This window comes from Shewanella sp. ECSMB14102, from assembly GCF_000813075.1.
Taxonomy (GTDB): Bacteria; Pseudomonadota; Gammaproteobacteria; order Enterobacterales; family Shewanellaceae; genus Shewanella; species Shewanella indica.
The window spans coordinates 1-20,739 of the sequence record NZ_JWGX01000011.1; the positions used below are offsets into that span (position 1 = coordinate 1).

Annotated in this window: 22 protein-coding genes; 18 read left to right on the plus strand and 4 right to left on the minus strand. The window is 51.7% G+C overall.

Going from position 1 to position 20,739, the window contains the following annotated elements:
- Nucleotides 1–180: 180 nt before the first annotated feature.
- Nucleotides 181–468, plus strand: a complete 288-nt coding sequence (locus tag RC73_RS04880) for a hypothetical protein (RefSeq protein WP_039033602.1) — start codon at nt 181–183, stop codon at nt 466–468.
- Between the two features lie 57 nt (nt 469–525).
- Nucleotides 526–891, plus strand: a complete 366-nt coding sequence (locus RC73_RS04885) for a hypothetical protein (protein WP_039033603.1) — start codon at nt 526–528, stop codon at nt 889–891.
- Nucleotides 892–1,798: 907 nt separating this feature from the next.
- On the opposite strand, the gene RC73_RS04895 is transcribed toward RC73_RS04885, so the two are convergent.
- Genes RC73_RS04895 through RC73_RS04905 form a run of 3 tightly spaced genes read right to left on the minus strand, consistent with a single transcriptional unit; the run spans nt 1,799 to nt 4,189 of the window.
- On the minus strand, nt 1,799–3,148 hold the full coding sequence (locus tag RC73_RS04895) for an ATP-binding protein (protein ID WP_039033605.1): 1,350 nt from the start codon (nt 3,146–3,148) through the stop codon (nt 1,799–1,801).
- Entirely contained in the window at nt 3,148–3,837 is a 690-nt protein-coding gene (locus RC73_RS04900) for a response regulator transcription factor (RefSeq protein ID WP_039033606.1), read from the minus strand. The genes RC73_RS04895 and RC73_RS04900 overlap by 1 nt, the downstream gene beginning before the upstream one ends.
- Before the next feature lie 13 nt (nt 3,838–3,850).
- Nucleotides 3,851–4,189: a PepSY domain-containing protein gene (locus tag RC73_RS04905; protein ID WP_235369967.1), complete on the minus strand. Its 339-nt coding sequence runs from the start codon at nt 4,187–4,189 to the stop codon at nt 3,851–3,853.
- Between the two features lie 510 nt (nt 4,190–4,699).
- Here RC73_RS04905 and RC73_RS04910 point away from each other — a divergent pair.
- On the plus strand, nt 4,700–5,542 hold the full coding sequence (locus RC73_RS04910; RefSeq protein WP_052247999.1) for a choice-of-anchor H family protein: 843 nt from the start codon (nt 4,700–4,702) through the stop codon (nt 5,540–5,542).
- A 106-nt stretch (nt 5,543–5,648) separates the two neighbouring features.
- On the opposite strand, the gene RC73_RS04915 is transcribed toward RC73_RS04910, so the two are convergent.
- A complete protein-coding gene (locus RC73_RS04915; protein WP_039033607.1) occupies nt 5,649–6,779 on the minus strand; it encodes a methyltransferase in 1,131 nt (376 codons plus the stop codon).
- Between the two features lie 163 nt (nt 6,780–6,942).
- Here RC73_RS04915 and RC73_RS04920 point away from each other — a divergent pair, with 163 nt between their 5' ends.
- The 15 genes from RC73_RS04920 to bfr (RC73_RS04995) all read left to right on the plus strand — a co-directional run bounded on the left by RC73_RS04920 (nt 6,943) and on the right by bfr (RC73_RS04995) (nt 20,561).
- Entirely contained in the window at nt 6,943–7,605 is a 663-nt protein-coding gene (locus tag RC73_RS04920; RefSeq protein ID WP_152608414.1) for an alpha-ketoglutarate-dependent dioxygenase AlkB family protein, read from the plus strand.
- Between the two features lie 75 nt (nt 7,606–7,680).
- A complete protein-coding gene (locus tag RC73_RS04925; RefSeq protein ID WP_039033687.1) occupies nt 7,681–7,980 on the plus strand; it encodes a BolA family protein in 300 nt (99 codons plus the stop codon).
- Nucleotides 7,981–8,104: 124 nt separating this feature from the next.
- Nucleotides 8,105–8,614: an S-ribosylhomocysteine lyase gene (gene luxS / locus RC73_RS04930; protein ID WP_039033608.1), complete on the plus strand. Its 510-nt coding sequence runs from the start codon at nt 8,105–8,107 to the stop codon at nt 8,612–8,614.
- A gap of 132 nt (nt 8,615–8,746) precedes the next feature.
- On the plus strand, nt 8,747–10,792 hold the full coding sequence (locus tag RC73_RS04935) for a TonB-dependent receptor (RefSeq protein WP_039033609.1): 2,046 nt from the start codon (nt 8,747–8,749) through the stop codon (nt 10,790–10,792).
- Nucleotides 10,793–11,164: 372 nt separating this feature from the next.
- Complete coding sequence (locus RC73_RS04945) at nt 11,165–12,496, plus strand: Na(+)-translocating NADH-quinone reductase subunit A (RefSeq protein ID WP_039033688.1); 1,332 nt, start codon at nt 11,165–11,167, stop codon at nt 12,494–12,496.
- On the plus strand, nt 12,493–13,692 hold the full coding sequence (locus RC73_RS04950) for an NADH:ubiquinone reductase (Na(+)-transporting) subunit B (protein ID WP_039033611.1): 1,200 nt from the start codon (nt 12,493–12,495) through the stop codon (nt 13,690–13,692). The genes RC73_RS04945 and RC73_RS04950 overlap by 4 nt, the downstream gene beginning before the upstream one ends.
- A complete protein-coding gene (locus RC73_RS04955) occupies nt 13,685–14,473 on the plus strand; it encodes a Na(+)-translocating NADH-quinone reductase subunit C (RefSeq protein ID WP_039033612.1) in 789 nt (262 codons plus the stop codon). The genes RC73_RS04950 and RC73_RS04955 overlap by 8 nt, the downstream gene beginning before the upstream one ends.
- Nucleotides 14,473–15,105 carry an NADH:ubiquinone reductase (Na(+)-transporting) subunit D gene (locus tag RC73_RS04960; RefSeq protein WP_039033613.1) on the plus strand — a complete coding sequence of 211 codons (633 nt, stop codon included), beginning with the start codon at nt 14,473–14,475 and terminating at the stop codon, nt 15,103–15,105. Before RC73_RS04955 ends, RC73_RS04960 begins: the two co-directional genes overlap by 1 nt.
- Before the next feature lie 5 nt (nt 15,106–15,110).
- Nucleotides 15,111–15,719 carry an NADH:ubiquinone reductase (Na(+)-transporting) subunit E gene (nqrE, locus tag RC73_RS04965; RefSeq protein WP_039033614.1) on the plus strand — a complete coding sequence of 203 codons (609 nt, stop codon included), beginning with the start codon at nt 15,111–15,113 and terminating at the stop codon, nt 15,717–15,719.
- Nucleotides 15,720–15,764: 45 nt separating this feature from the next.
- A complete protein-coding gene (nqrF, locus tag RC73_RS04970) occupies nt 15,765–17,021 on the plus strand; it encodes an NADH:ubiquinone reductase (Na(+)-transporting) subunit F (RefSeq protein ID WP_039033615.1) in 1,257 nt (418 codons plus the stop codon).
- Nucleotides 17,022–17,083: 62 nt separating this feature from the next.
- The gene (locus RC73_RS04975; RefSeq protein ID WP_039033616.1) at nt 17,084–18,115 is read left to right on the plus strand and encodes an FAD:protein FMN transferase; all 1,032 of its coding nucleotides are present in this window, start codon (nt 17,084–17,086) and stop codon (nt 18,113–18,115) included.
- A 16-nt stretch (nt 18,116–18,131) separates the two neighbouring features.
- A complete protein-coding gene (gene nqrM, locus RC73_RS04980) occupies nt 18,132–18,356 on the plus strand; it encodes a (Na+)-NQR maturation NqrM (protein ID WP_025011868.1) in 225 nt (74 codons plus the stop codon).
- Between the two features lie 104 nt (nt 18,357–18,460).
- Nucleotides 18,461–19,447 (plus strand): GGDEF domain-containing protein, encoded by a 987-nt coding sequence (locus RC73_RS04985; RefSeq protein WP_039033617.1) that lies wholly within the window; start codon nt 18,461–18,463, stop codon nt 19,445–19,447.
- A gap of 162 nt (nt 19,448–19,609) precedes the next feature.
- Nucleotides 19,610–20,083 (plus strand): bacterioferritin, encoded by a 474-nt coding sequence (gene bfr / locus RC73_RS04990; RefSeq protein ID WP_039033618.1) that lies wholly within the window; start codon nt 19,610–19,612, stop codon nt 20,081–20,083.
- A gap of 10 nt (nt 20,084–20,093) precedes the next feature.
- Nucleotides 20,094–20,561: a bacterioferritin gene (gene bfr / locus RC73_RS04995; RefSeq protein WP_039033619.1), complete on the plus strand. Its 468-nt coding sequence runs from the start codon at nt 20,094–20,096 to the stop codon at nt 20,559–20,561.
- Nucleotides 20,562–20,739 lie beyond the last annotated feature (178 nt).

The window sequence follows — 20,739 nt, forward strand, 5'->3', positions numbered from 1 at the left end:
ACCGAAAGAAGATTAAGTTATTGTTTTAAAGTGGGTGGCTTGATTTTTTGCTGAGTACACGTTTGCATTTAAGTGCCGCCTAAATGCATAACAAGGCCAAGCAGCATCGCGCACTTCGTGCACTGGACCTCGCTACGCTCGGCCGCTGTTGGCGGCGTATATGCTAAAGGAGAAGTCTACATGGGACGTAGAAATTCAATATTAGAAGAACTCTTAGAGCAATTCTGGGAACTCACTGGCTCCTTTTGGCAAGTTGGGGTCGCTATTACTCTTATGTTTGCGTATCTCACTTACTATTCATATAACTGGATTTCCAGTGTAGAACAAAGTACCACGGGTAAGCCAATTAATGCCTTTTTTGAACAATTATATTGGCTGTATTATTTCATTCCGTTACTTTGCCTATGTTTAACAGTTGCATTTGGTTTAAAAAGTTATGCTTCATATCGTAAACAAAAAGGCATATAACAATGCGCCGCACTGGACAAGCCGGTGATCGCGGTTTTATTTTTCAAGGAAGATATTATGAGGATTTGGCATGTCGCTTTTTTAAGCCTCCTGTTTATAGGTTGCTCTTCGACCAATAAAACTACCTATCAACCTGTTTGTTTTCAATCCGTAGAACAAGCCATAAACATTGGGGAATCCCTGATATCTGCGGGATATTTTGAAAAAGTAAGTTACTGGGTTAACGGAGACCCCAGCATACCTGTTCGTGGGTTGGGTTTGAAATGGGATGGATTTGAACATTCAAAGTATTGTCCCACCGGCGGGTATCCTGTCCTCATCTCTTACCTGGATAAAGATGAACTTGGGAATTCTGAAATAGTAATTAAATGGGCTCAAATAGTTTTTAAAAATATGCTTAAGGAACGAGGCATTGAAACATAACAAGTGACTGTGGCACTCCGTCAATAGGTATTTCGCTAATTGTGATAGCTTTCGCCCCATTCGGGTTCGATTTTTCATCATGGTATTGAGCGTAACCAACAGCTCTCGCAGACAGGATATCAACGCTACTTTGGGAAGCGGTTATTTCCTGAGGGGGCGTCACTCTGCAATGTTATTTGTGCCAACGGCTTTCGGCGACACCGGGGGGGAATTGGTGCAACTCTGTTAGTCCTAAATAGCTTGAAATATTTGAGAGATCTGCAGACATACACCTATTTTTCAGGCACAGGTGGAACTGTGACCTTCCGAGCCTGGGATGGCGAGGCAGAGCTTACCACCGCATTTGTTCCAGACAAATGTCGGCATACACTCCATCTAAGGAGATAAGGGACGTACTCGAACAACGTCCCTGTTTAACGGCCAGCTCGTTATCCATGACTCGCGCTCGAAAGCATGTTGCTATGCAACTCTCGCCACGTCACAGGATCGCCTGTGCGAAAGGCGCACCGCAGGTGATGGGCTACAACTTAGCTAGCCGCTAGGATCAAGTTCATTGGTGAGTTTTGGCTTAAAGCCATGATATCCGCTGTGTCAGCGGCCTAAAGTCGTGGAGCAAATGCATTCATGCACAACGGCCAGCTTACCATCCCAGGTTTGCGCTCGAAAGCATGTTGCTGCGCAACTCTCGCCGTGTCACAGGGTCGCCTGTGCGAAAGGTCGTCTCTGATATCCTGATTTTCACTGCATTCGGGCTTCGAGCCCATCCCAGCGGCAGGCTGAAACATCCATTGCCGGAAACTTGGGCTGTGCTTGTTGGCAGTATCAAGAGTGGCATTATCGCCATTTGGCAAGATTAGCCTTGTTGGAAATCGGTAAGGATGGGGAATGAATGTACTATTCCCCAATCTCAACTTCTGGGTAAAAACAGGGTGAAGCGGGCGCCACCCAGGGGAGATTGATCTATTTGCCACTGGCCTTGGTAGCTCTGCAGCAGATCTTTGACTATCGCCAGTCCTATACCATGACCTTGTTGGTAGTTATCGGCTCTGACACCGCGCTCGAACAGCTGGTTTTTTTGCTGCTCAGTAATGCCCGGGCCATCGTCTTCGATGCAGAGGTTCAGGCCTTTTTCGTTTACCCAGGTTTTGAGGGCGACCTTGCTGTTTGCTGCCTTGCAGGCGTTATCCAGTAGATTGCCGAGGAGTTCGGCCAGGTCGGCTTCATCACCGTAAAACAGGGCATTTGTTGCCAGCTCAGCTTCAAACTCCAGCGCCTTCTCGGCATAAATCTTGCCAAGGGTTCGCAGCAGTTTGTCGGCCACGGTTTTACTGTTCACCCCTTGGTGCCAAGCGCCGCTGCCGGCACTTTGGGCTCGCTTCAACTGGTGTCCTATGCTGGCGTTGATTTGGCTGATGGGCTCTTGGGCATCGCTCGGCAAAGACTTGAGGCTTTGCAGTACCGCCAGCGGCGTTTTCAGGCTATGGGCCAGATCCGACAAGGCGTTGCGATAACGCTGGCGTTGGCGCTGTTCGTTGCTTATCAGGGCATTGAGCTGGGTCGCGACCTGTTGCAGCTCCTTGGGATAGTCGCTGCCGAGATGTTGCCGTTTGCCTTGCTCAACCGCTTCGAGCTCGGCGCGAAAGCGCGCCAGTGGTTTGAGTGTCCACCAGAGCCAGCCACCTTGTACCAGTAACAGGAACAGCATCAATAGTCCCAGGTATTGCCAGAGCTGGCGGCTGAAGGCGCCTTGGGTTTGCTCAAAGCCGGTCTGATCTTTGATGATGTGTACGGTAAAGGGAATATCCCGGCCATTATTCGAGGCCGAGGCAAAGCTGGCGCTGAAGCTGTAATTGAAGTGGGGTTTGCCCAGGAGAAGCATTTCGCCAAAGCGGCCTTCACCGAGTGGTGGGCTTGGAAGCTTGCCCGGAGGCGGCATACCGATAAAGGAAGGCGAATGCCATACCAGTTTGCCTTGGCTACTGACCAAGGCGTAGAGCCCGGATTGATCTATGTTGAACTGTTTGTCCTGTAATTGTTCCGGCAGAACCAGTTCGCCCTGTTCCACTTCTGCCAATGCCAATACTCCATAAAGGGCGGCGCTGAGTTCATCTTTTACCGCGTGGGTCAATTGGGCACGAAAGGCATCGCTCAGGGTTACGCCGATAAGCGGCAAGAGCACCAGATTCAACAGCAGGGCGCTGATCACCAACCGGCCCTTGAGTGAACCGGGCAAAAGCCTTGCAGGCAAGGGCTTCATCAGGGGGTATCTCTGACAGGAAGCGTATTAAGGCGATAACCCTGACCACGCAGGGTTTCAATAAGCCCAAGCGTGCCCTCGGGATCCAGCTTCTTGCGCAAACGGCGAATAAATACCTCAATCACATTGGAGTCGAGATCAAAGTCCTGATCATAGATATGCTCGATAAGCAGACTCTTGGAAGTGACTTCGCCCTGATGCAGCATCAGATACTCGAGCAATTTGTATTCGGAGGCGCTGAGGCTGACGCTGTGTTTGCCAAGTCGGACTTCACCGCTGCTGGTATTCAGGGTGACAGGGCCACTTTGCAGCAAGGGGCTGGCCTTACCGGCGCTGCGGCGGATTAAAGCCTTGATCCTGGCGGTGAGCTCCATGGGGTGGAAGGGTTTGGTGAGGTAGTCATCACCGCCGGCATCCAGGCCTTCCACCTTGTCTTGCCAGCCATCTCTGGCGGTGAGGATCAGCACAGGGTAATCCAGTCCCTTGGCGCGCATCTGTTCAATCAGTGCTATGCCGCTGAGTTTGGGCAGGCCGATATCGATAATGGCGGCATCATAGGGATACTCCGCCGCCAGAAACAGCCCTTCTTCGCCGTCTGATGCCGTATCCAGATTGAAACCTGCCTCTTGCAGATGCTGTTTTAAGTTGGCCTGTAAGGCGGCATCATCTTCTACCAATAACAGTCGCATAAGCTATTTCCTGTCAGTTTGCCTGCAGGCGGCCGCTGCGGGCATCCACAGAGACATAGACAATTCGGCCACTGTCCTGCAGCAGTTTGACCCGATACCCCGGGTTGCCGTTGCCCTTCACAGACTGCACCCTGAGTACCTTACCGCCATAAGCCTGCTTCACCAGTCTGGCGGCTTCATCGCCGCTGCGGACTTTCAGCTTGGCCTCCTGGGCCTGAGTCGTTCGTTCCGGCTTGGCAAAGGGGCCAGCATGCAGGGGCTGAGCGAAAGCCAGCGACAGCAATAGCATGCTTGCCGCGATAATTCCGCTTGAGTGATAAGCTTGATGCTTGATTTTACTGCCCCTTTTCATGGTTTTGCCCTTTTGGAAACGCTTGGCCCAGTGTAAAAGATCCCCGCGGTGGATGAAATAGCCAGCCGGGCCTTCACTCTCTATCTGTCCTTCACCCCCGGTTTTCGCTCAGGCCCGGTCAGTTGTACTCCTTCCAAGATGAACATCGGCTGACAGAAACCGTTCATCTCATGTTCACCCAGGCTGACTTTTAATAATGCTAAGGAAGGTGCGAATAAGTCCTCGTGGCACTCTGGCTTGCACAGCAATTGGCGTTCAAGGCATCTGACTGAAGGCATGCCGGGGCCTGTCGAAGTCGGATAACGCAGAGAGCCGGTTGCTGTGAAAGCCCCGAAGGGCGTGGCTTACAGACCTGCCTGCTATGTTGTGCTTCTTGCAAAGGACTAGGGCCATTTGCTGCGAACCACGCCTTGCATCCAGGCCTGTAAGCCGACGCAGAGCACACATGGGACTTGTTCGCACCTTCCCTAAACCCGAATAAGCGCGGGATGCGCCCTGTGGAGAAGCACTATGAAATTATTATCTTACACTGTATTTAGCCTGTCGCTGTTTTTGGCTCTGTTTGGGGCTCTGCCTGCTGCCTATGCCAAGGAGCCTGTCGGCGGACAAGTCTCCATCGGCCAAAAAGCGCAGCAACCGAGCGATGAACAGGATAGCTCAGGCGCGAAGCTACGGGCGGCACAACACAGGCAGTTGCTCAAGCAACTGCAGCAGGAGTGGCAATCTACCGGAGCTCAGGTTTCCGGTGAGCGCATGACCCGCGAGCAGATGATTGCCAATAAACAGAAACTGCCCAAGATCCAAGCCGCGCCGCAGCGGATGGTCTCCACTACTGCCCACAGCTATTACCATGAGTTCAGCTTTTATGAGGCGGCCAGCTACCTTTATGATGATTATGACTCTGATGGCTTTTATCGCAGCTTTGCGGTGCGCTTCGATGCCGATGTTTACGGTAATGATCCGGCCGAGTCTGTGCCCGTTTATGCCGAGCTTTATCTGAGCCGCAACGGCGGTGACTGGAAGCATTACTACAGCACTGAGGTGTTCTACATTCAGGGAGACAGTACCCAGGATGACTTTGAAGTGCTCACCACGTTAGAGAGCGGCTACCCCAGCGATCACTATGATGTGCTGATCGACCTCTATGAACCCGGTTACAGTGACATAGTGGCAACCATAAGTTCTTATGAAAGCAATAGCCTCTATGCCTTGCCGCTGGAGAGTCGCGAATGGGACAGAGATGATGGCGCGACTGTGATAGTCGATGCCGGCGGCAGCCTGTCAGTGCTGGCGCTCGCGAGTCTGGTACTGCTTGGCGGCTTGCGTTACAGACGCGGCCAAGTTGCCGCATGAAATCACAAAATTTAACTACACAGGCCGGGGTCTCTCCCGGCCTGTTTCTTTCCAGGTTCCCAACGGGGGCCGGAATGGGTCAACAAGGTTTACTCTTGTTGGCCTTTTATTTAGAGGCTTGCAGGATCACAAACTTACCATTGGAGGCTATGGTCTTGCAGTTGCCAAACAGGCGCTTGAGCTTGATGTGGTAGCCCAGGTGACGGTTGCCGACCACATGCAGTATGCCGCCGTTCACCAGACGCCGTCTGGCATCGAGGAACATCTGCCAGGCAATATGATCTGTGATGGCCTCTCCCTGATGAAACGGCGGGTTACAGAGCACCAGATCCGGTGCGACGCCGGCGCTCAAATGACTCAGACAGTCGTCCCAATAAAAGTGGCCGCGTTCGGCTTCAAAGCCATTGCCCTGCCAGTTGAGCCGGGCACTTTCCACGGCCATCTCTGAGTCATCGACAAAGTGAATGCTCGCCTCGGGATAACGCTTGGCCGCCGCCAGCCCCAAAACGCCATTGCCGCAGCCCAGGTCCACCACAGAGCTAAACTCACCTTCGGGGAGGTTGGCCAACATCAAACGGGCGCCGATATCCAGTTTGCCGGCGGCAAATACATTGCTGAGATTACAGATATTGAGGCCGAATTCGCCAAGGGGCCACTCGCTGGGGGCAGGCAATTCGCGTGCCTGGCCATCGGCGAAGGCGGTTATCACCCGGGTCTTTTTCCATGCCAGACTGGCGCTGGCCTGGCCCAGATGTTTGCCAATCAGGGCCAACAAGGCTTGATTGATGGATTTGGCCTTGGCGCCAATCAATACCCGGGTACCGGCGGGAAGCATATTGGCCAGCATGGTCAGCTGCCAGGCAAAAAAGTTGAGGTTCTTGGGCAGCTTCAGCAATATGGTATCGGGTACACAAGCAGGCATTTCCCGACTGTTTAGCCAGTGAATGTCGGCATCGCTGAGATGGTTTTTCTCAAGATTCTGTCGAGCGCCAAGGTGGGAAGTGCGGGCATCCGAGCTCCAGTGAATCTTTGCATCTGGGTAACCTTGGCGAATGGCGCACAGCAGGGCACCAAAGCTGTCGTTGATAATAAGCACAGATTGAGGCGCTTGTTCCTCGGCGATCTGTTTGAGCAGGTGTTCATCGGCGGCATCCCAGGCCTGGAGGTTGGATTCCTGCTCTTCGGGATAGCGGTGCAGAGTGAGCTGAATATCAGCGGCTGAGAACTGGCTGGTCATATAACAGGGCTTAAAGGACGAATTTGCGCGGATTATCGCAAATACTGGCGCTCAAGGCGATATTTGCGAAAATCTGCCTTGGTCATTATGTAATAGAGAAGGCTTAAGCCCGGCAATAAGCCACAGAGAAACAATGCCATGAAGTTCAAAGATGAGATTAAACATGAGTTCAAAAGAGATACAGCAGTCACTGTTTGCACTTGAGCCTGGCTCATCTGCTGAGTCGACAACAGGCGTGCAGCGGTTTGAGCAACCGCCTATGTTGCTGGTGCGCGGTTATCTCAATCCAGCCCAGCAGGAAGCCATTTGGCGCGAGGCGGAGCATTATCCCCTGACTCGCCCCGAGCTTGAGATATTCGGTAAGCGTCACGCCATTCCCCGTACTCAGGTGTGGTTTGGCGATCCCGGCTGTGATTATCGCTACTCAGGGTTATTGGTCAGGGCGCTTCCCTGGCCCAAATATCTGTTACGGCTAAGGCAAAAGCTGGATCGGGATTGGCAGCTTGGCAGCAATGGCGTGCTGGTAAATCGTTATGCCGATGGCCGCGACGCCATGGGTTGGCACAGCGACGATGAACCTGAGCTGGCTGAGGGGGCTGATATCGCTTCAATCAGTCTGGGCGCCGGGCGCGATTTTGATTTGAGACACAAGCAAAGCGGCGAGAAGCTGCGGCTTAGGCTTAACTCGGGCGATCTCTTGTTGATGCGCTGGCCGATGCAGCAGGAATGGCAACATGCGTTGCCAAGAAGGCTGAAACTCACAGAGCCCAGGCTCAATCTCACCTATCGGCAGCTCAAATTGGGTTTTCATCCCCCTGGTGGTTGAAAATTGCCGGATTGATCTTTGTTCGCCGACGCAGTAACCTGCCGCCAATCCCAACAGTTTATATCAGGTTTTACCATGTCCGTTGCCCAGACCATAGAGCAGAAGTTGCACCTCGCCCTGACGCCGAGTCATATAGAAGTCATCAACGAGAGCCACAATCACCATGTGCCGCCTAATTCAGAGACGCACTTCAAGGTGATCATTGTCAGTGAAGCCTTTGATGGCAAGCGTCTGCTGGCTCGCCATAGAGAAGTGAATCAGGCATTGGCGGAAGAACTGGCCAATGGCGTGCACGCTCTGTCCATGCACACTTATACTCAGGCCGAATGGGATGCCCAAAGCGCCGTGCCTGAGTCGCCCAAGTGCCGAGGTTAAAAGTCCTAGCTTGATAAACCGCCTCCAGGGGCTGCATTTGTGTTTTGGCGCTGTAATAATAGCGCTTTGAGACGCGAAACCATATAACAGTGCAAGCCTGCTTGCCATCCAAGGGAGAATACCCATGCCATTGTTAGACAGCTTTACCGTGGACCATACCAAGATGGAGGCACCGGCAGTGCGGGTGGCCAAGACCATGAGCACACCAAAGGGCGATACCATTACGGTATTTGACCTGCGTTTTTGCGCGCCCAACAAGGATATTCTCAGCGAGCGTGGCATTCATACTCTGGAACACCTGTTTGCCGGCTTTATGCGCGATCACCTCAATGGTGACGGAGTGGAGATCATAGATATTTCACCCATGGGTTGCCGCACCGGCTTTTACATGAGCCTTATCGGGACACCGGAAGAAGGCCGGGTTGCCGATGCCTGGTTGGCAGCCATGGAAGATGTGCTCAAGGTACAAGATCAAAAGGCTATTCCCGAGCTGAACGAATACCAGTGCGGTACCTATCAGATGCATTCTCTGGAGCAGGCGCAGGATATTGCCCGCAATATTATTGCCGCCGGTGTCAGCGTTAACCGTAACGACGATCTCAAGTTGAGTGAGGAACTGCTGAAGCAGCTCTAATCCCGCCCGGCTTACCTCGCTCAATCAAGCGGCTTGATATTTACTCAAGTCGCTTTTTTTTTATTCGCAAATCAGTTAGTTTACAAAAATATAACATTAAATATGCGGTAACTGCTGATAGGGGATTGGGATATGAGTCAGAGGCGTGGCTTGCTTAAGGTGAGTGCAGTGGCCGTTTTGGTGAGCGGGAGTTTGGCCGGGCAGTGGGCGCGTGCTTCCGAAGCTTTGGCTGCTGACCATCCGGCTTTTGAGCCCGCAGCAATCAATGCCATGTACTATGACTCGGCCGAGCGGCAATTGACTGCCGGTGGCGAGCTTATCCCAACCCTGCCTGGCAGTTTCAGTATCCGCGGCGCCGGTGGCAGCGGCCATTCCGGAATAGCGATTATCGAAGACAGGGTCAATCTGGCGCCGGCACCTTATTCTGCACCTTATTTGTGGCAACTGCCGGATCCCGATACCCTGGTTGCCAGCAGGGCCAATGCCGCCGGTAGCTTGTTCTATGGCGGTAGCGGCAGTTTTGGCGTTTTGGAAACCCAAAGCCTGGGGTTGCAGGAATCTCCGGGCAAGAGCGTGCGGCTTCAAGGCAATGAAGATAAAGGTTGGGGCGCCGAGGGCCGCGGCCTGATTGATGCCGATGATTATAAGGTGTTGCTGCAGGCGAGCCACAGGCGCCAGCAACCCTGGCAGGAGCCGAGAAGCGCCGAGCAGGGGCAAGACGACAGCCAGACCAAGGTCCTTTTCAAGATAGCGGCCAACAGCTTGCCGGGTGCCCGCAGTCGGCAACATACTGAATTCAAGTATCAGTATTCACAGCTGCGGCAGTTTTTGCCGGGAATGGGGCTGACGGCTGCCGATTGGCAACTGAACCCTGAACTGGTGTATGGCGCTGCCACGCAGGATAGACTCAAGAACCGCAGTCACAGATATCAGCTGTCACACCGCGTTGAGCCTAGCGCCGGCTCTCGAGTGTTTACCGAGCTTTACTACCATAGCCATCACAGCTCGCAGTTGCAGATGAGTTTTGCCGATGGCGCCTTTATTCAAGGTGACGTGCTTGAGCAACTGGCGGCCTTGGATGCCGATGCTATCGGCGCGGTTTCATTGGTCGACTTTCGCCGTGATGATGACTTCGAGGCTATGGGGATCCAGACTCAGGCCATTACTCAGTATGGTCGCCACAAGGTGAGTTACAGTGCCCGCTGGCACAGAGACAAGGCCGAGCAGGCCCCCGGCCTGGGGAGTTGGTTATGGCAGGATGGACTGCTGAGTGATACCGCGCAGAGTCTGAGTGTCAGGATTGATGACAAGGCCAGTGTCTGGAGCTCGGCGGTGACGGCTGAGCTCAACTGGTCGGCCGTGACTCTGGAGCTCGGCGTCGGCTATGAAGATGTCAGCTTGGAGCGCAGCAGCGAAACCGTGCCGCTTTCAGCCGCGGATTTCTCCGAAAGTGAATGGTTACCCACGGCCAAGCTCAGTTGGCGCGGGGAGGCACTGAGCCTGTTCATCAGTGCCGGCAGGGCCTGGGCGGCGGCGAGCCCCGGCAACCAGGGGCAACGCTCCCAGCAAGCCTGGCAATATGAACTCGGTGGCCGCTTTGAGTCAGGTAGGCTGAAAAGTGCACTGAGCCTGTACCAGCGAGACTTCGACAATCTGCATTTTGACTGCACCGCAAGTAGCTTCTGCGACCCTGCGCTGCGCCTCAATCAATACAATCTCGGAGAAGTAGATGTTAAAGGCGCCGAACTGGCGCTCGATTACCGGCTGGACTCAGGCAGTGTCAATTGGCCCATGGGGCTCAAGTATCATTATACCCAAGCCAAGGCGCAGCATTCGGGTTGCCTTATGCTGAGTGGACCTTGCCTGATGGTCGATGAGCAGTTGCCCTGGTTGCCTGAGCATGCCTTGAGTCTTCATGCCGGTCTGGAGTGGGGCGGCTTTAAGGCCAGAGCTCAGGGTATATATCGTTCAGAAGTGGCAAGCCTTACCCCTCAGGTGACGGCTAAGGACAGCATGCAGCTGGATCTGCTGCTGAGTTATGACTTCAACTCAAAACATCAGCTCTATTTTCGCGCCGAGGATCTGCTCGATGACGCTAGTCCGTTACGTGAAGATGACAGTGGTTTGTTGGCAAGTGTTGGTCGACGTTTACAGCTGGGCTATCGAATGAAATTTTGAAGCAGAGCCTCCCCGGTAAAGCTGTGAAGATGAAATAAGTATTTTCGACTATTTAGTCGATTATTTCTTTAAAAATTAAAGGTATAAATTTATGAGTCAGGACAAAATCCTGCCTTTTGCCTGCTTATCGCTATCTCTGCTTAACTCGTTTGGCTCAATTCTCTCTTGGTCACTTTGAAAGCAGGTTAAAACACTACAATTTTCGTGGCGATAGCGTTTCAATTGGGGTAAAATGCGCGCGACCAGCGTGATTGCGATCGCATTTCTGTGATAAATCTGCGCTAGCTCAACGCTCGATTTTTTTGTGTGAGAGTCGGGGGTTAGCAGGAACGCGGCGCATTGTCTTTCCTTCAAAACGTAGTGCATGTGGATATGATTACAATTAAGAAAGGATTGGATTTGCCTATAGCAGGCGGACCAAAGCAAGTTATCCATGATGGCCCAGCCATTAAACACGTAGCTACTTTGGGTGAAGAGTATATTGGCTTACGTCCAACGATGAAGATCAAAGTGGGCGATAAAGTGCAAAAAGGTCAGGTGATTTTTGAGGATAAAAAGAATCCTGGCGTTAAATATACGGCTTTGGCCAGTGGCACAATATTAGAAATCAACCGCGGCGCCAAACGTGTTCTGCAGTCGGTCGTCATAGACATAGAAGGGGACGACGCCGTCTCTTTTGCCAAGTATGATGCCCAGGCTCTGGATACTCTGGAACCGCAGCAGGTTCGCGATAATCTGATTGAATCAGGTATGTGGACCGCATTGCGCACCCGTCCTTTCAGTAAGGTGCCGGCAGTGGATGCGACAGCAGCGGCTATCTTCGTGACAGCCATGGACACCCAGCCACTGGCGGGCGATCCTCAAGTTGTTATCGCTGAGCATAAAGACGATTTCGTCAACGGCCTGAAAGTACTGGCCCGACTGACAGACAAAGTCTTCGTCTGTAAAGCACCAGGAGCAGACATTCCAGCGGCTAATGCCCAAGTGGAAGAGTTTGCTGGCCCCCATCCAGCGGGTCTGCCTGGGACTCATATCCACTTCTTGATGCCTGCCTCTGCCCGTCGCAGCGTATGGTACCTGGGTTACCAGGATGTCATCGCGATCGGTCAGCTGTTTACCACTGGTGAACTGAATAACCAGCGCGTAGTGGCCATCACTGGCCCCAAAGCCAAGAACCCTCGCTTAGTGCGCACTCTGCTGGGTGCCAGCACACAAGCCCTGACCCAAGACGAAGCCGATGGCCAAGTTCGGGTTATCTCAGGTTCTGTGCTTAACGGCCGTACTGCAATAGGTCCTCATGCTTATATGGGACGCTACTTCCAGCAGTTGACCCTGATTGAAGAGGGTACTGAGAAAGAGTTCTTCGGTTGGGTGATGCCTGGATCCGATAAATACTCCATTACCCGTGCTTTCCTGGGCCACTTGAGTCCTTCCCGACTGTTCAATATGACCAGCAGTACCGGTGGTTCCGAGCGGGCCATGGTGCCTATTGGCAACTATGAGCGGGTGATGCCTCTGGATATTCTGCCCACTATGTTGCTGCGCGATCTTATCTCTGGTGATACCGATGGCGCCGTGGCATTGGGTGCGCTGGAGCTGGATGAGGAAGACCTGGCACTGTGTACTTTCGTATGTCCCGGTAAGTATGACTATGGTTCATACCTGCGTGACTGCTTGGAGACCGTCGAGAGGGAAGGCTTATGAGCTTGAAAGATTTTCTTGAGCGTATTGAACCGCAATTTGAAAAGGGCGGTAAATACGAGAAGTGGTATGCGCTCTATGAAGCCGCAGCGACCATTTTTTACACCCCGGGTAAAGTGAACAAGGGCAAGACCCACGTACGCGATAACCTGGATCTGAAACGCATGATGATTACTGTCTGGGCCTGTACTTTCCCCGCCATGTTTGTCGGGATGTACAACGTGGGTCTACAGGCGCAAATCGCCCTGGCCGCTGGCTTCGGTACTCCCGATGTTTGGCAGGTGGGTCTGTTTGAGCTCTTCGGTACTCAGCTGACAGCCGATTCTGGCTGGGCCACCTTGATGTGGTATGGCGCCTGCTTCTTCCTGCCTATATATGCAGTGACCTTCGCGGTCGGTGGTATTTGGGAAGTGCTGTTCGCCTCGGTTCGTGGTCATGAAGTCAACGAGGGTTTCTTCGTAACCTCTGTGCTGTTTGCCTTGACCTTGCCGGCGACTATCCCATTATGGATGGTGGCACTGGGTATCACCTTTGGTGTGGTTGTGGCTAAGGAAGTGTTCGGTGGTACCGGACGTAACTTCCTCAACCCAGCACTGGCCGGTCGTGCCTTTCTGTTCTTTGCCTATCCGTTGAATATGTCCGGTGACACTTCTTGGGTCGTTGCCGACGGTTTCTCCGGCGCTACCGCGCTGAGTCAAGCGGCTTCAGGTACTCTGGACTACGCCTTCAACCAGAACTGGTGGGACGCCTTCTTTGGCTTTATTCCTGGTTCTGTCGGTGAAGTCTCTACCCTGGCTATCCTGCTCGGTGGTCTGGTTATCATCTATACCCGTATTGCTTCCTGGCGCATTGTCGGCGGCGTGATGGTCGGTATGATTGCCGTATCTCTGTTGCTGAACCTGGTCGGTTCTGAAACCAACCATATGTTTGCCATGCCTTGGTACTGGCACCTGGTTCTGGGTGGCTTTGCCTTCGGTATGATGTTTATGGCCACTGACCCAGTGTCGGCTTCCTTCACCAACCAGGCCAAATGGGCTTACGGTATCCTGATAGGTGCCATGGCAGTATTTATCCGTGTCATCAACCCTGCATTCCCTGAGGGCATGATGCTGGCGATTCTGTTTGCCAACCTGTTTGCGCCACTGTTTGACCATTTTGTAGTCCAGGCAAACATCAAGCGGAGGATTGCTCGTGGCTAGTAATAAGGATTCGTTCGGAAGAACGCTATTTGTTGTCGTTGGCCTGTGTCTTGTCTGCTCGATTTTCGTATCGACCGCAGCGGTACTGCTCAAGCCAACCCAGCAGGAAAACAAGCTGCTGGATAAGCAGAAGTTTATTCTGGAAGCCGCCAATCTGATCGATACCAAATCCGGCAAGGTCAGCAAAGATGTGGTTTTGGAAACTTACAAGAAGTATGTTGAAGCCAAGGTTATCGAGCTGAAAACCGGTGACGAAGTCACCGATATCAACGGCGATACCTATGATCAACAGAAAGCCTCTCGTGATCCTGCCACCTCTGTGGTGCCTGAGCATGACATTGCTTCGGTTAAGCGGATTGCCAAAAACGCCGTGGTTTATCTGGTGCGTGATGATGCCGGTAAAGTGACCAGCGTTATCCTGCCGGTTCATGGCTATGGCCTGTGGTCAACCATGTACGCCTTCCTGGCTTTGGAACCTGACATGAACACCATCCAGAACCTGGTTTATTACAACCAAGGGGAAACCCCGGGACTGGGCGGTGAAGTTGAAAATCCAAGCTGGAAAGCCAAATGGCAGGGTAAGAAGCTATTTGACGAGCAGGGTAACATAGCTATTACTGTGACCAAAAACCCCGCCGTTGCCGAGTCAGCTCATGGTGTTGATGCCTTGTCTGGTGCCACCCTGACCAGTAATGGTGTTCAGCACTCGCTGACATTCTGGCTGGGCGAGGAAGGTTTTGCTCGCTTTATTGAAAAAGCACGCAATGGAGGATTGAGCTAATGGCCGATAGTAAAGAACTCAAACAGGTTCTCACCGGACCTATAGTCAGCAATAACCCTATTGCGCTGCAGATCCTCGGGGTGTGTAGTGCCCTGGCGGTAACCAGTAAGCTGGAAACCGCATTGGTTATGACCATAGCACTGACGGCGGTAACCGCGTTTTCCAACCTGTTTATCTCCATCATACGTAACCATATTCCTGCCAGTGTGCGGATTATCGTGCAGATGACCATTATTGCTTCGTTGGTAATCGTGGTGGATCAGGTGTTGCAGGCATACGCTTATGACATCGCCAAGCAGCTGTCGGTATTCGTTGGTTTGATTATTACCAACTGTATCGTGATGGGTCGCGCCGAGGCCTATGCGATGAAGACCCCGCCGCTGATGAGCTTTATGGATGGTATAGGTAATGGCCTGGGTTATGGTCTGGTACTGATGAGCGTAGGTTTTGTCCGTGAACTCTTTGGTAACGGTTCGCTGTTTGGCGTCGAGATACTTTCCAAAGTATCAGACGGTGGCTGGTATCAGCCCAACGGCCTGTTACTGCTGCCGCCAAGTGCCTTCTTCCTGATCGGTATTCTGATTTGGATAATCCGCACTTATAAGCCAGAGCAAGTAGAAGCAAAAGGGTAAGCGCGATGGAACATTATATCAGTTTGTTAATTCGCTCTGTTTTCATCGAAAACATGGCACTGGCCTTCTTCCTGGGGATGTGTACCTTCTTGGCAGTTTCCAAGAAAGTGAAGACGGCCATGGGGCTTGGGGTTGCGGTTATCGTGGTGCTGACCATTTCAGTACCTGTTAATCAGATAATCTATCAAGGTATTCTGGCTCCTGGCGCACTGGCTTGGGCAGGTGTACCGGATGCCGATCTGAGCTTCCTTAAGTTCATTACCTTTATCGGTGTTATCGCAGCCTTGGTTCAGATCCTGGAAATGGCTCTGGATAAGTACTTCCCGCCACTCTACAACGCCTTGGGGATCTTCCTGCCGCTGATCACAGTAAACTGTGCGATTTTCGGTGCGGTATCTTTCATGGTTGAACGTGACTACAACCTGGGTGAGAGCCTGGTGTTCGGTTTCGGTTCCGGTTTTGGCTGGGCATTAGCTATCGTCCTGTTGGCCGGTATCCGTGAGAAGCTGAAGTATGCTGATGTGCCTAATGGTCTGCGTGGTCTGGGTATTACCTTTATCACTGCAGGTCTGATGGCCTTAGGTTTCATGTCGTTCTCTGGTGTGTCCCTTTAAGGGACACCAAGCGGCTTCCGAAATTGAACCTCTAAGGATAAGTTAATGGATATTCTTGGTATTTTTAAGTCTACTCCACTCGAGGTTTACCTCGGTGTGAGTATGTTTACCGCGATAGTTCTGATCCTGGTACTGGTGATCCTGTTCGCCAAATCCAAGTTGGTCTCCAGCGGTGATATTACTATTGGCATCAACGGTGACCCAGACAAGGCGATTACCACTGCTGCCGGTGGCAAGTTGCTGGGCGTTTTGGCCAACAACGGTATTTTCGTGTCATCTGCCTGTGGTGGCGGTGGATCTTGTGGTCAGTGTCGTGTCAACGTTAAGTCCGGTGGCGGTGATATTCTGCCAACCGAACTGGATCACATCAGCAAGGGTGATGCCCGTAAGGGTTGCCGTCTGTCTTGTCAGGTTAACGTCAAGTCAGATATGGAAATTGAGCTGGACGAAGAGATCTTCGGCATCAAGAAGTGGGAATGTACTGTTATCTCCAACGATAACAAGGCAACCTTCATTAAAGAGCTCAAGCTGCAGATCCCTGATGGCGAGTCTGTACCTTTCCGTGCAGGTGGTTATATTCAGATTGAAGCCCCTGCTCACCATGTGAAGTATAAAGACTTCGATATTCCAGCAGAGTATCGTGGTGACTGGGAACACTTTGGTTTCTTCAACCTGGAATCCAAGGTTGATGAAGAAACCATTCGTGCATACTCTATGGCCAACTATCCGGAAGAGTTCGGTATTATCATGCTGAACGTGCGGATTGCCACGCCTCCACCACGGAATTTGAGTCTGCCTTGTGGTAAGATGTCGTCTTACATCTGGAGTCTCAAGCCAGGTGATAAAGTCACTATCTCCGGCCCATTCGGTGAGTTCTTTGCCAAAGATACCGATGCTGAAATGGTCTTTATCGGCGGTGGTGCAGGTATGGCGCCTATGCGTTCTCATATCTTCGACCAGCTCAAGCGTCTTAAGTCCAAGCGTAAGATGAGCTTCTGGTACGGTGCTCGTTCCAAGCGCGAAATGTTCTATGTTGAAGATTTCGATGGCCTGGCGGCAGAGAATGATAACTTTGTCTGGCATGTGGCCCTGTCCGATCCTCAGCCTGAGGACAATTGGGATGGCTACACTGGCTTCATTCACAACGTGCTCTATGAGAACTACCTCAAGTCGCACGAAGCCCCTGAAGATTGCGAGTTCTACATGTGTGGACCTCCAATGATGAACGCAGCGGTAATTGCTATGCTGAAAGATCTTGGCGTTGAAGATGAAAATATCCTCTTGGATGACTTCGGTGGCTAAGCATTAGTTCATTCCCTGGCACTGCCTTTGGGCAGTGCCAGTTTGTAAGGGAAATTCATAGTATGCAGTTCAAGACCGCTAAGTTTACAACGCTGGCAAATTGGCTGGTCCTCATAGGATTGGCCTTTTTTGTTTCTGGGTGCAGTAGTCAGGATGATGTGATTGCACTCTCCGGCAGCACCATGGGCACCACTTATCACATTAAGGTGGTCAACAGTGAGCGCTTGCCGGATGCTCAGTTGTTACAGGCTGAAATCGATATGGCGCTGGAGCAGGTGAACGACCAGATGTCGACCTACAGGCCCGACTCCGAGCTTTCACGTTTCAATCAGCTCAAGCCAGGCCAAAGCCAGGCCGTTTCCGCCGATACCATTACCAATATTCGTGAAGGAATTAGACTATATCAGCTCACCGACGGCGCGCTCGATATTACCCTGGGACCCTTGGTCAACCTGTGGGGGTTTGGCCCGGATAAGCGGCCTTTGGAAGTGCCTTCTGCCGAGCAGATAGCCAACGCCAAGGCAAGAATGGGCATAGATGCCATTCAAATAGAAGGGGAGCGGCTCAGCAAGACTCAGTCCAGCGTCTATGTGGACTTGTCATCCATAGCCAAAGGGTTTGGGGTCGATAAAGTGGCTCATTTGCTGGATAAGTATCAGCCCAAAGGTTATCTGGTGGAGATTGGCGGTGAGATCAGCGTCAAGGGAAGCAAAGGCGATGGCAAACCCTGGCGGGTGGCGATAGAGCAGCCGGCGGATAATGGCCTGGCCGTGCAACAGGTGATAGAGCCGGGCACCATGGCCATGGCGACCTCGGGTGATTATCGCAACTACTATGAGGAAGACGGACAGCGCTTTACTCATATTATTGACCCCCGCAGCGGCTTTCCGGTAGAGCACAGACTGGCCTCTGTCACAGTGTTGCACCCTCAGTGTATGACGGCCGATGGTTTCGCCACTGCCATGATGGTGATGGGCACAGAAGCCTCACTGGCCCTGGCCGAAAAGGAAAAGCTGGCCATCATGCTGATTGAAAAACAGGACGAAGGGTTTAAGGTATACTATAGCTCTGCGTTTAAAGCCTTCGTCGATTAGAGTAATTGGAGCCTTTATGAGTACTTTTATTGCAGCCTTTGTGATACTGCTGGCATTTTTCCTGCTGATGTCTGTGGGCTATTTAATCAAGCGCAAGGCGGTGCAGGGTAGCTGTGGTGGCCTCGGGGTCTTGGGCATAGAAAAAGCCTGTGATTGTGATGAGCCATGTGATAAACGCAAGGCCCGTGAAGCGGCAGAAGAAGCCCGGCGCGAGCGTTTAACCAAAGATAGAATTATTTGAAAAAGGGCCTCTTCGGAGGCCTTTTCTTCGTCCATCGTTCTCGTCAATTTCTCTTGTACTACACTCTGTGGCATGGACAAGCGCTCTGTAGAGGAGATATGCCGATGAACCGGGAACCGGAAGCTATTCTCGATTCTGTGGTACAACTGACCGAGCAGCGGCAGTTGGATTCGCTGGCCGAGAGCCTGGTGTCCACTGTATCGCAAATGCTCAGTATAGATGAGGTGTGTATCCTGGATGTGGATAAGCTGACCAAGCGTAAAGGGGGCCTGGATGGCCAGCGCAATGTCAGTAGCGCCAGCTTGGCGGTGTCGGTCAAACTCTGTATTGAACAACGAAGGGAGATCTGTTTTTCCAACGGTTTGCATCAGGAGTTGGCCGTTCCTATTATCATCAATGACAAACTCACCAAGGTGCTCTTGGTCAGCGCGCCTTTATTGACTGAGCAAGACAGGGTTCTACTCAGAGGTTTCGCCAAGGTCTATGAGAACTATTTTCACATAGTGGTGGAGAGTGAAACCGACAGCCTGACCAATTTATTAAACCGCAAGGCCTTTTTGCCACAGCTTTATAGCTCGGTGGAGATTGCCTGCGACCTCCTGCAGGAGCAAGCGCAGGCAAGTCAGGATGCCGACGAGGAGCTCAAGTTGTGGATCTGCATCTTCGATATAGATTACTTCAAAAAAATCAACGATACCTTCGGTCACCTCTATGGCGATGAAGTCTTGTTGCAGGTTTCGGCGCTGATGAAACAGGTGTTCAGTGCTCAGGATCTTATGTTCCGTTTCGGCGGTGATGAGTTTGTTATCTTGCCGGCGCCGCGCAGCCGCAGGGCACTTATCGAATTGTGTCAGGAGTTCACCCAGAATTTGGCTCAATTGCAGCAGGAGCGTTTAGGCGGGATCCGCATCTCTATGGGAATTGTGGGAATCGATCCCCGGGTTGATCCCGGCACCTTGCTCAATCAGGCTGACAATGCACTGTATTTTGTTAAAGGCAATGGTCGTAACCAAGTAGCGTTTTATGGGCAACTGCTGGCGGAAGGCAAGCTAGAAGGACCACAAATTGAGGATGATATTGAGCTTTTTTAATCACTTGAACACAAAGTTTTCTTGCTAATCATAGTCAAAATGATAATGGTTGCCTTTTGTAAGTTGGTGAAATTAAAGGTTAATTTGTAATGCCTCCTACTTTAGGCTAGGCTGGGAAAACTTGACTTGGATCAAGTTTAATCAAAGCTAAAGGACGAGATAATGAAAGGTCATCCCAAAGTGGTTTCCCAGCTCAACAAGGTGTTGACCTGTGAGCTGACAGCCATCAATCAGTACTTCCTTCATGCCCGCATGTTCAAGAACTGGGGCCTGGAAGGACTCAACCATAAAGCCTACAAGAAATCGATTCAGGATATGAAACACGCCGACAAGCTTATCGAGCGGGTGTTGTTTCTCGAAGGTCTGCCCAACTTGCAACAGCTGGACAAGCTGCGCATAGGTGAACACAGCGAAGAGATGCTGGCCTGTGACAAACAGATGCTGGAAGAACAACTGACAGTGCTGCGTGATGCCATTGCCTTGTGTGAGGCTGAGCGTGATTATGTCAGTCGCGATATCCTTGAGGATCTGCTGGAAGATGAAGAGGAACATCTGGATTGGCTGGAAGCTCAGTTTGAGCTGATAGGCCTGACCGGACTGGCTAACTATCTGCAATCACAGATTGAGACAGAATAAGGAGACAGATATGAAAGGCCATCAGCAAGTCATAGATGTGCTCAATAAGCTGCTGACCGGGGAGCTGTCGGCAATGGATCAGTATTTCGTACATGCCCATATGTATGAAGACTGGGGGCTGAATGAGCTCTATGAGCGTATTAAACATGAGTCGGATGATGAAAGAGAGCATGCCGCCAAGTTGATTGCGCGGATCCTGTTTCTGGAAGGCACTCCGGATGTTGCCAGTCGCGACGCTCTCACCATAGGCAAGAATGTGCAGGAGATGCTCCACAACGACTTGCAATATGAATACAAGGTTGCTGCCAACCTGAGAGAAGCCATTACCTTGTGTGAGCAACTCAAGGACTATCAGAGCCGGGAGTTATTGGAGCTATTACTGGAAGAAACCGAAGACGACCACATGTATTGGCTGGAGAAACAGCTGGGCCTTATTGGCAAGGTTGGGCTACAGAATTACATCCAGTCCAAGATGTAACGGTATCAAAGCCACTACGACAAGAGCCGCTATTGCGGCTCTTTTGCTATCTGATGTTGCATTGAACCTGAATTAAATTGAATGCACTTAAGTTGGGCAATAAGGCACTGAATTACTTCGGTTTGGTGCAGTGGATTGTTTACATAGAAAATTATATTGTTTCTTGCCATTTTATAGT